Raw genomic sequence first — 10,000 nt, 5'->3', positions numbered from 1 at the left:
CGACGCGCAGCGTATTGTTCACCGTGTCGATCAGGTCGTCGAGCAGGGCCAGAATATTGTCGCGCGTCGGGGCGGTCGAGGTATCGTCGCGGATCAGGTCATCACGAATGGGCATCAGGCGGCCACCGTGTCTTCGGCGACGGCGTTTTCGATACTGCCGGTCAGGTCGCGGTCTTCGGTGACGCGGGCAATATCGCCGATGGACAAGACGCCGACGATACGACGGTTGGCGTCGAGCACGGCGAGGCGGCGGATCTGCTCGGCCTTCATGTGGCGCGCGGCGACCTCGACGTGATCGCTGTCCATGCAATAGACGATGCGATCGGTCATCACTTCGGACACCGGCGCGTCGGGGTTCAGCCCTTCGGCCAGACCCCGCACCACGATGTCGCGGTCAGTGACGGCCCCTTTCAGCCGGTCGTCTTCGCCCACGGGCAGGTAGCCGCAATCGCAATCGCGCATCAGGCGCGCCGCGACGGCCAGCGGGGTATCCGGGCGGATAATCTTGATGTCCCGGCACATGACGTCCTTGATCAGCATAGTCCTCTCCTTTTTGGGTTGAACCGAGAGGATAGGCGTCACCACATAAGGTCTCGCCGTGGCCGCCGCGGGCTGAGCTAAGGTTCGGGCAAAACGCTGATTTAGGGATTTTTGATCTTCATCTGATCTTCAGGCGCGGAGCCAGAAACGCGCAGACGATCAGTTGCAACTGATGGAACAGCATCACCGGCAACAGAACCGGCCCCAGCACGGCGGCCGGAAACAGCGTCCCCGCCATCGGCACGCCTGAGGCCAGCGACTTCTTCGATCCGCAGAACAGCACCACCACGCGGTCTTCGTGGCTGAGGCCCATGCGCCCGGACATCCACCAGGTGCCGCCCATGACCAGCGCCAGAAGCCCGGCACCGATGACGAAGATCAGGCCCAGATCGCTTAAGCCCACCTTCGACCACAGGCCTTCGACCACCGAGGCCGAAAAGGCCGTATAGACGACCAGCAGGATCGACCCGCGATCGACCCGCCCGACCAGCGTCTTGTGCCGGTCGAGATAGCCCTTCAGCCACGGCCGCATCAGGTGCCCGACCACAAAGGGCAGCAGCAGTTGGAGGGCGATGTCGATGATGGAATCGAGCGACACGCCACCGCCCGTCGTCTTCATCAGCAGCGCGACCAGCAGCGGCGTAATCACAATCCCCAGAATATTGGATAGCGAGGCGCTGCACACCGCCGCGGCGACATTGCCGCCCGCTATGGCCGTGAAGGCGATAGACGACTGAACGGTCGAGGGCAGAAGGCAGAGGAACAGCACGCCCGACAGGATCATCGGGTCCATCAGCGGTTTCAGCGCCGTCTGAATGCCCAGCCCCAGCAGCGGAAACACGGCAAAGGTGGTCAGGAACACCACCAGATGCACCTTCCACGCCAACAGCCCGGCGAAGATGGCTTCGCGCGACAGCTTGGCCCCGTGCAGGAAGAACAGCAGCACGATGGCAGCGTCCTTGACCCAGCCGGCGACCACAGCGCTGTCGCCCCGCACCGGCAGGATGGAGGCCAGCCCCACCATGCCCAGCAGGGCCAGGATGTAGGGGTCGAAGGTCTTGATCAGGTTACGCAGCGTAAAGGCGGGAGCATCGGTCATGCCCCCTTGTCGGCGTCTTTGGGCCGATAATCAACCCGGCACGCCCACCTTTTGCGCCGCCAACAGAGGCACGATCAGATCACTGACCGGTGTCGGAATGCCGTGCACGCGCCCTTTGCGCGCGATGACGGCGTTGCGGGCGTCCCATTCGGTTTCGCGTCCGGCGGCGCGGTCATCGTACATCGAATTGGTGTCGTCGGGCGCGGCGGCCATAAAGCGCGCCATCTGTGTGTCAATCAGAGCGTCGGGCAGGTCCGCGCCTTCGGCCCGCCCCACGGCCACGCATTCGCTCAGAATGGCGCGCGCAATCGCGGCAATACCCGGCTGATGGAAGACCTGCATGGTTTGTCCCGTCAGCGCCAGTACGGCACCGCCCGGCGCGTTGACGCACAGCTTTTTCCAGTTTTCGCTCACATAGTCAGGCGTCGGGCGCGCCGTGACGAAGCTGCCCGTAAACAGGCCGCAGAAGGCCTGACCTTCCGGCGTATCGGCGGTCAGCAAGCCCGCCCGCCCCCGCCACTCAGCCACACCCGGTGCCGAGCGTCCTGCCGGAATATCGACCACCACCGGCACCAGCACCGTCCCCGCCGGAACCACCGGCGTGACCCGCTCACGGTGCTCTACGCCATTTTGCAGGATGGCGACGCGGGTCTGCGGTCCGACCGTGGCATCCAGCCACGCCTTTGCCCCTTCGACCTGATGCGCCTTGACGCACAGCAGCACCCAATCGGCGGGCGTGAGCGCCTCTGGCACGGTGACCACGGTTGCCCGGCGGCGCGGTGCCATCTCACCGGCATTGGCGACCTTAAGCTGCGAAAACGCCTGCCGGGCAGCAAACACCACCTGATGACCGGCGTCGATCAGGGCCGCCCCGACGCTCAGACCGACCGCGCCGGGCCCGATGATGACAATGTTCGCCATTTTATTACGTTTCCTTCCCCAAGGTGATTCTATCGCGTCGTGCGTTTTGACGATAACGTAAACCTCTTCTGCGGGGTGTGTGATGACCGACTTTGCCAAACGTTTCAAGCTGATCAACTACTATCCGCCATTTATCGGGGCGGGCATCCGCGTCGTGCGCACCGATGCCGATTTCACCGAGATCGAGGTGCAGATGAAGCTGCGCTGGTGGAACCGCAATGTGGTCGGCACGCAGTTCGGCGGCTCGCTGTACATGATGTGCGACCCGTTCTTTATGGCCATCCTGATGACGCATCTGGGGCGCGGTTACATCGTCTGGGACAAGGCGGCGCGCATCGACTTCCTCAAACCCGGCCGCGGGCGGGTCACGGCCATTTTCCGCATTGCCCCGGAAGAGATCGCGCGCCTCCGCACAGAGGCCGACCGCCAGCCCAAGCTGGAGCCGGAATTTGAGGTCGATGTGGTGGACGACGCCGGCGTGGTGGTGGCGCGCGTGCACAAGACGCTGTATGTGAGGAAAAAGCCTCCGAAATAGCCGCACGAGTGATGAATGGTCTGGTTCGCCAGCGACAATACCGCCCCCATGCACCCCGCCGTTCTGGCCGCCCTCGGCGCCGCCAATGCAGGCCACGCGGCCTCTTACGGCGCGGATGACATCACGGCGCGCCTCAATACCCGCCTGCGCGAGGTGTTTGGCAATCCGCACCTCAGGGCCTTCCCGACCTTCAACGGATCGGCGACCAATGGCGTGGCGCTGGCCTCTGTCATGCGGCCGTTTGAGGCGACGATCGCCACGCGCGACGCCCATATCCAGAACGACGAATGCGGCCTGCCGGAGTTTTTCACCGGGGCCAAGATCCTGATTGCGCCGGACGTGCTGGGCAAGCTGACGCCCGAAGGGATCGAGGCCATCGTCGCCCTGTCGCAGGATCACGCCCCGCACGCCGCGCGCCCCAAGGTGATCAGCCTGACGCAATCAACCGAGATCGGCACGGTCTATAGCGTCGAAGAGTTGCGCGCCCTGCGGGCCGTGGCCGACCGGCACGGTCTGCTGATCCATATGGACGGGGCGCGGCTGGCCAATGGGGTGGCGGCCTTGGGCGTATCGCCGGGCGAGGCCGTGACCGGCGTGGATATTCTGTCGTTTGGCGGCACCAAGGCGGGCGCGGCCCTGGCCGAAGCGGTGGTGATTTTGAACCCCGCCCTGATCCGCGACTTCGAATACTGGCACAAGCGCATGGGGCAGTTGCCGTCCAAGATGCGCTTCGTGTCGGCGCAGTTGCTGGCCTTGATCGAAGACGATTTGTGGCTAACCCTGGCAAGGCACGCCAATGGCATGGCGCGGCGTCTGGCCGAAGGGCTGAGCGCGCTTGAGGGGGTATCACTGGTCTATCCGCAGGCGGCCAATGCCCTGTTTGTCACCCTGCCCCCGGCGCTGGCGGAGGCGTTGCAGGCCTCCGGGCACCGCTTCTATCCGTGGTCTCTGGCGGGGGAGCATGTCTATCGGCTGGTATGCAGCTTCGCCACGACTGAGGACGAGGTCACGGCGTTTCTGACGGATTGCCAGACACATCTCCCCGGCCGCTGAGACCTTATCATGTCCAAAACCACCGCTGCCACCGCCGCCCTGCAAAAGGCCGGGATCGCCTTTGATCTCCACCCCTATGCCTACGAACCGGACGCGCCGCGCGTCGGCCTGCAGGCCGCCGAAGCCCTGGGCGTCGATCCGTCGCAGACCTTCAAGACCCTGATGGCCGAGGTCGATGGCAAGGGCGTCTGCGTCGTCGTGCCGTCGGACGGCGAAGTGTCGATGAAGAAGCTGGCGGCGCATTTCAAGGGCAAGTCGGCGCAGATGATGAAGGTACCGGAGGCCGAAAAGGTCACGGGCTTCAAGGTCGGTGGCATCTCCCCCTTCGGTCAGCGCAAAGCCCATCCGACCGCCATAGACGAGACGGCGCAGCTTTATGACCGCATCTATATCAATGCCGGTCAACGCGGCCTGCTGCTGTCGATTTCACCCGACGACGCCGCGCATGTCCTGAATGCCGGATATGTGGATGTAATGGCGGAATAGCACAACCCGTGATAGTGTCCCTGCGATCTATCAGGAGGCACATATGGCGGACGGTAATCCCTTCTTCGATCCCTTCGGATTGTGGCGATTCGCGCCGCACACCCTGACGCAGGACATATTGCGCGGCTGGTCGCTGATCAGCATTACCGAGAACAATTCGTCAGCGCCCGACACCGAAAGACGCATTGTCGAACAGGAAAGCTATGGCCGCCAGATCGGTAAGCTGAGCGCGGCGGTACTCTGTCTGATCGACGACCTGCCCGCCGATCAGCGCGATAAGGAGGCCTATAAGGAGTTGAGGGACCTCGTTAAGCGCATAAATGCGCTGAAGGCCGGGAGCGCCTCCCAACGGCTAGACCGCTGGAAGGACGATCTGACACGGCTGAAAACCCTCAATCCGGCGGAATATGAGCGGCAAATCCGCGAGCTGAAGGCGCTGCTTGGCTAAACAGACTGGCCTGCGTGGGTGGCGGCGATCACGTCGCCGTCTTACCGACCGTCATGCCCTTTTGCACCGCCGGACGCGCACCGACCTTATCGAACCACGCCCGGATATGCGGCGAGTCGGCAAGCAGGGCCTCCTGCTGATAGAAGGTGCGCAGCGTATTGATCCACGGATAGATGGCCATATCGGCGATGGTGTAGTCGTCCCCCGCCACATAGGCGTGCTTCGAGAGCTGCGTTTCCAGCACACCCAGCAGGCGTTTGGCTTCGTTGGTATAGCGGTTCAGCGCATAGGGCACCTTTTCCGGCGCAAAAACCGCAAAATGCCCCAGCTGACCGAACATCGGCCCCAGCCCGCCCATCTGCCAGTTCAGCCATTCCAGCACCTTGTAACGCGCTTCGCCCGACGTCGGCAGGAATTTACCTGTCTTTTCAGCCAGATAGACGAGGATCGCGCCGGTTTCAAAGACGCTGATGCCCGTCTCTTCATCGACAATGGCCGGGATCTTATTGTTGGGGGAGATTTTCAGAAAGTCCGGATGGAACTGCTCATCGGCGCCGATATTGACCGGCCTCACCTTATACGGCAGGCCCATTTCTTCGAGGGCGATGGAGGCCTTGAAGCCGTTGGGCGTGGTCCAGGTGTGCAGAACGATCATGGTCTTTTCCCTTAATAGGTCTAAAGCGCTTTCCGAAAAGTGGGACGCACTTTTCGGATAAAAAAGCGCGTTCAACCAAAAATTTAGAGCGCTATTTCGATTCAGTCTGAACGAAATACGCTCTAATATGCCGAAAACATGGGAATGAAACCGCAAACGTCAAGGTTACGGTTTCACGACCATCAACCAGAAAACCACCACAATCGCCGGAAAGGCCAGCGCCCCAAGGCTCACCCACCAGCGCTCATAGGTCCAGTAGAGCGGCGGCAGGGGCTCACCCGATGCATAGGCGACGTTCGCCAGATCGCGCATCCGTATCTGCATCCACACCACCGGCAACCAGCAGGCCCCGGCAAAGAGATACAGCATCAATCCCCCCAGCACCCAGCCACCAAACAGCTCCAGTCCTCCCAGATGCACCAGCCACAGACCGCTCAGAAGCTGCACGATGACGGCGGGTGTGGTGAACAGCCAGTCGGCTATGACCACATGCCGCGAGGCAAAGGCGATGCCCGCCACCTCTTTGCGACGATTGGCCATGAACATGAAAAAGGCCGTGCCTATGCCGGTGCCGAACAGGATGGTCGAGGAGACCACATGCACCCACTTCACCCACAGATAGAGCATTGATCCCCCACGTCTTCGCGCCTAGACTCCCTGTCATAGAGGCAGGGGATCGAATGGACAAGTCAGCGAAAACACCGCGCTCCTCCCCTGAGATCAGGGGGGACGCTCATACCCTGTGGCTGGTCTATGATGGCGACTGCGTGCTTTGCCGCTCCGGTGCGCCGCACGCGCTGGCTCTATCCGCTGCTGCGGGCAGGGCGTAACCTCAGCCTCAGACTGGCCGGAAAGACGCAGATATGAGCCCCACCTTCGCCGCCATCTTTGCCGAACAGTGGGAGGCCCTGCCCCCGGCGCTCAAGGCCCACTACGCCAACCGCCCGTTTACGCGCGATCATGTGATCGTCGAAGGGACGCTGGATATCGAGATGCACCCGCTGCTGCGGCGCTTCTCATGGCTGATCAAGGCGACGGGCATGTTGACGCCCTATGAGGGCAAGGCCGTGCCGGTAAGCGTGCATTTCCGCTCCGAACCCGACAGCGACGCCTTTGTGTTTGAGCGCATCTTCCGTTTCGCCGGGCGCGACCCCGTCACCTTCCGCTCGCGCATGGTGTCGAAACGCCCGCACCACGTGACGGAATACATGGCCACCGGCATAGGCTGGCAGGCCCATTACGATTATCACGAGGGGCGCGTGCGGTTGCGACACGCCGGCTATGTCTGGCGATTGTTCGGCCTCGACATGCCTCTGCCGATCAGCGGTCTGGCCGGACGCGGCGATGCGTGGGAAGAGGCCACGGGCGACGAGCGTTTCCGCATGTATATGGAGCTGCGCCACCCGTGGCTCGGTAAGCTCTACAGCTATGGCGGGGCCTTTCGCGTGACGGAGATGCGTCTTGACGGGTAAGGTGTTGATCCTGGGCGGCTATGGCAATTTCGGCAAGCGCATTGCTGCGGGCCTGATCCGTCGTGACGTGCCGGTGATCATCGCCGGGCGCGACGCCGGTAAGGCCGAAGCCTGTGCCCGCTCGATGGGGGCGCAATGGGCGGCCTTTGACCTCCATAGCGGTTTGTCCGAAGCCCTGCGCACGCATAAGCCCAGCGTCGTGGTACACACCGCCGGGCCGTATCAGAACGCCGACTATGGCGTGGCCGAAGCCTGCATCGCAGCGGGAGTACACTATGTCGATCTGTCCGACGCGCGTGATTTCGTGGTCGGCTTTGACCGGCTGGACGCCGCAGCCAGGGCGGCGGGCGTTGTGGCCATCAGCGGCGCTTCGACCGTGCCGTGCCTGTCTTCGGCCGTACTGGACCATTTCCGCGACCGCTTTGCGACGCTGGAGGCGCTCGATTTCGGTATCTGCCCCGGTCAGGGGGCCGAGCGCGGGCTGGCGACCACGGCGGCCATACTGTCCTATGTGGGTCGGCCGCTGAAACCCTTTGCCGGGCATCCGAAGGCCTATGGCTGGCAAGGCCTGCGGCGGCACGTCTTCCCGCATCTGGGGCCGCGCCTGATGGGCGATTGCGATATTCCCGATCTTGACCTGCTGCCCGCCGCCTATGGCCTACGCTCGATCCGTTTCGGCGCCGGGCTGGAGCTGGGTTTCATACACCTCGGTCTGTGGGCCCTGTCGTGGGGCGTGCGCTGGAAGCTGCTGCCTTTTCCGTTGGCGAAACTGGCCAAGCCCCTGCTGAAGGCGGCTGACCTGTTCGATCCGCTGGGCTCCGACGATGGCGGCATGTTTATGGTCCTGTCGGGCACAGGACTGGACGGGCAGGCGCTGCGCCTCGACTGGCACATCATTGCGCGCAGTGGTGACGGGCCGCACATCCCCTCGGTCCCGGCCATCCTGCTGGCCGAACGTCTGGCCAAGGGGGGAGGAGTGGATTTGGGCCCTGCCCCCGGCGCGCGCTCCAGCCTTGGCCAGATAAGCCTCTCCGACTATCTGGCGGCGCTGGAGCGCTTTGATATAGAGGTTTACAACCCGCCGCGCAGGTAATCCGTCTTGCCCAGTTCGACGCCGTAATGGCGCAGGATGGCGTAGGCGGTCGTCACGTGGAAGAACAGGTTGGGGATGACGAAACCCACCACATAGCTATAGCCCGTAAAGGGGATTTCGCGGCCCGGCAGTTTCAGAACCACGTCGCGGCTTTCGGCGCCGTCGAACAAGGCCGGATCGACGGATTCGATATAGGCAATGGTCTTGGCCAGACGGTCTTTCAACTCGGCAAAGCTCGTTTCCGTGTCGGCCATGGAGGGGATCTCCGTGCCGGTCAGGCGCGCCACAGCCCCCTTGGCCGTATCAGACACCGACTGTATCTGACGGCGCAGCGGGTGCATGTCGAGCGCCAGACGCGCTTCGATGACCACCGACGGGTCGATCTTTTTCGCTTCGGCAAAGGCCTCGGCCTTGCTGAGGATATGGGTCAGGTTCTTCATCGCGTTGATGAGAACGGGCACGGTCATCGAATAGATGGAAACAGGCGGTATCTGGGTCATGGACAGTCTCTTGTGTGTGCCCGGTGCGGCACTTCACCCCAGATGGGCAGGGACTGATTACAATCAAGGCCGAAGCTGGCATTAATACCAACGGCCGAAGATGCTGACCGCATCCGGCCGTTGAAGACACGAGACTGTCTCATATGTTTCAGTGACATGAGACAGTCTCGAATGGAATACCAAGGGTCATTTTCAATGACCTTGGTATCAGGCGACAGAAATTACCTTCAGCGGCCCCACACGATCGGCCTCGGCCTCGGCGACGAAGGTGCCATCGACCGTGACCCTATACTCCCGCGCGGTGATGGTCGAAACCGACACCCACTCACCCGTCGCCGTTTCCGGCGTCAGGGTCAGGCGCACAAAGCCGTTGCGGTCGGTCGAGGCGGCCAGCACCTCCGCATTCTGATCGGCCAGCACCCTGGCGAGGCTGAAATTGGGCAGCAGGTGATCAAACCACACGGTCGGGCTCGAAATCGCCGTGACGCCCAGTTCCACCGCTACGCGCTCGCCCTTGGCGTCGTGCAGTTCGTTGGCCCAGGCCTGATGGCTGTCGCCCGACAGCACGACGGCGCGCGCCCTGGCGTCGCGGATCAGGCCATAGAGGCGCTCGCGCTCGGCCGGATAGCCGTCCCAGGCGTCGAGATTGAGCGGCAGCGGGTCTTCCGTCTGGCTGAACAGGTCGATCATCGGCCCGATGACGCCGGCCACATTGGGCGGCAGCATCTTCAGCATGGCGGCGATGCGTTCCTCGCCGTACAGCGCCTTGAGGTCCGGACCCTTGACCTTGGCCATCACCACCTGATTGCCGAACACCTGCCAGCGCACGCCATCGGCCACCGAGGCCTTCAGGCCTGTCTGAAGCCACTGACGCTGCGTGGCCCCCAGCAGTTCGCGCGACGGTGCATTCAGTTCGGCACGAAAGGCGGCGTAATCGGCCTTGCCCGCCGAATCGCGCTTGAGATCGGTCTTATAATCAAGCTGCTTGGTGCGCCCCAAGAAGCGCGTCTCGGTCATGAACAGCTCGGCCAGTTGCCCGAAGCGGAACGAGCGGTAGATGGCTTCGGACAGCATACCCGGCTGCGGGTCACGAATGGGCATCCATTCGCGATAAGCCTTCAGCGCGGCGGCCTTGCGCACATCGAAGTCACCTTCGGTATCCGGCTGATGGTTCTCGGCCCCGTGCATCCACGGGTCG

At 62.9% G+C, this 10,000-nt stretch carries 13 protein-coding genes; 6 read left to right on the top strand and 7 right to left on the bottom strand.

Features of this window, described 5'->3' with window-relative positions; genetic code table 11:
• Positions 1-114: 114 nt before the first annotated feature.
• The 3 genes from LDL37_RS07495 to LDL37_RS07485 form a co-directional block, all read right to left on the bottom strand.
• A complete protein-coding gene (locus LDL37_RS07495) occupies positions 115-540 on the bottom strand; it encodes a CBS domain-containing protein (protein ID WP_290796182.1) in 426 nt (141 codons plus the stop codon).
• Positions 541-658: 118 nt separating this feature from the next.
• Positions 659-1,639, bottom strand: coding sequence for a bile acid:sodium symporter family protein (locus tag LDL37_RS07490; RefSeq protein ID WP_290796179.1), 981 nt, complete (start codon positions 1,637-1,639; stop codon positions 659-661).
• Between the two features lie 30 nt (positions 1,640-1,669).
• Positions 1,670-2,560, bottom strand: a complete 891-nt coding sequence (locus tag LDL37_RS07485) for a 2-dehydropantoate 2-reductase (protein WP_290796177.1) — start codon at positions 2,558-2,560, stop codon at positions 1,670-1,672.
• A gap of 82 nt (positions 2,561-2,642) precedes the next feature.
• Here LDL37_RS07485 and LDL37_RS07480 point away from each other — a divergent pair, with 82 nt between their 5' ends.
• From LDL37_RS07480 to LDL37_RS07465, 4 genes are read left to right on the top strand one after another with little or no spacing between them, the layout of a single operon-like run.
• Entirely contained in the window at positions 2,643-3,095 is a 453-nt protein-coding gene (locus tag LDL37_RS07480) for a DUF4442 domain-containing protein (RefSeq protein WP_290796175.1), read from the top strand.
• 15 nt (positions 3,096-3,110) lie between these two features.
• Positions 3,111-4,148 (top strand): beta-eliminating lyase-related protein, encoded by a 1,038-nt coding sequence (locus tag LDL37_RS07475; RefSeq protein WP_290796173.1) that lies wholly within the window; start codon positions 3,111-3,113, stop codon positions 4,146-4,148.
• Between the two features lie 9 nt (positions 4,149-4,157).
• On the top strand, positions 4,158-4,634 hold the full coding sequence (gene ybaK / locus LDL37_RS07470; protein ID WP_290796171.1) for a Cys-tRNA(Pro) deacylase: 477 nt from the start codon (positions 4,158-4,160) through the stop codon (positions 4,632-4,634).
• A gap of 43 nt (positions 4,635-4,677) precedes the next feature.
• Positions 4,678-5,082 carry a hypothetical protein gene (locus tag LDL37_RS07465; protein WP_290796169.1) on the top strand — a complete coding sequence of 135 codons (405 nt, stop codon included), beginning with the start codon at positions 4,678-4,680 and terminating at the stop codon, positions 5,080-5,082.
• Positions 5,083-5,110: 28 nt separating this feature from the next.
• On the opposite strand, the gene LDL37_RS07460 is transcribed toward LDL37_RS07465, so the two are convergent.
• Positions 5,111-5,737 (bottom strand): glutathione S-transferase C-terminal domain-containing protein, encoded by a 627-nt coding sequence (locus tag LDL37_RS07460; RefSeq protein WP_290796166.1) that lies wholly within the window; start codon positions 5,735-5,737, stop codon positions 5,111-5,113.
• Positions 5,738-5,902: 165 nt separating this feature from the next.
• Positions 5,903-6,364, bottom strand: a complete 462-nt coding sequence (locus LDL37_RS07455) for a DUF2269 domain-containing protein (RefSeq protein WP_290796164.1) — start codon at positions 6,362-6,364, stop codon at positions 5,903-5,905.
• A 236-nt stretch (positions 6,365-6,600) separates the two neighbouring features.
• On the opposite strand from LDL37_RS07455, the gene LDL37_RS07450 reads away from it, so the two are divergent.
• Together LDL37_RS07450 and LDL37_RS07445 are read left to right on the top strand one after the other, a co-directional pair.
• Positions 6,601-7,209 carry a DUF4166 domain-containing protein gene (locus tag LDL37_RS07450; RefSeq protein ID WP_290796162.1) on the top strand — a complete coding sequence of 203 codons (609 nt, stop codon included), beginning with the start codon at positions 6,601-6,603 and terminating at the stop codon, positions 7,207-7,209.
• On the top strand, positions 7,199-8,302 hold the full coding sequence (locus LDL37_RS07445) for a saccharopine dehydrogenase NADP-binding domain-containing protein (RefSeq protein ID WP_290796160.1): 1,104 nt from the start codon (positions 7,199-7,201) through the stop codon (positions 8,300-8,302). The genes LDL37_RS07450 and LDL37_RS07445 overlap by 11 nt, the downstream gene beginning before the upstream one ends.
• Here the strand turns inward: LDL37_RS07445 and LDL37_RS07440 are convergent.
• Together LDL37_RS07440 and LDL37_RS07435 are read right to left on the bottom strand one after the other, a co-directional pair.
• Positions 8,281-8,802 carry a DUF1993 family protein gene (locus LDL37_RS07440; protein WP_290796158.1) on the bottom strand — a complete coding sequence of 174 codons (522 nt, stop codon included), beginning with the start codon at positions 8,800-8,802 and terminating at the stop codon, positions 8,281-8,283. The two genes, LDL37_RS07445 and LDL37_RS07440, sit on opposite strands and share 22 nt — an antisense overlap.
• Before the next feature lie 207 nt (positions 8,803-9,009).
• On the bottom strand, positions 9,010-10,000 hold a 991-nt coding region (locus LDL37_RS07435), incomplete at its 5' end, for an alkaline phosphatase D family protein (RefSeq protein ID WP_290796156.1).

The organism is Asticcacaulis sp. (assembly GCF_020217185.1).
In the GTDB taxonomy this organism is placed as follows: domain Bacteria; phylum Pseudomonadota; class Alphaproteobacteria; order Caulobacterales; family Caulobacteraceae; genus Asticcacaulis.
The sequence above is the reverse complement of the archived record's forward strand: the minus strand, read 5'-3'. Positions and strand labels throughout refer to the sequence as shown.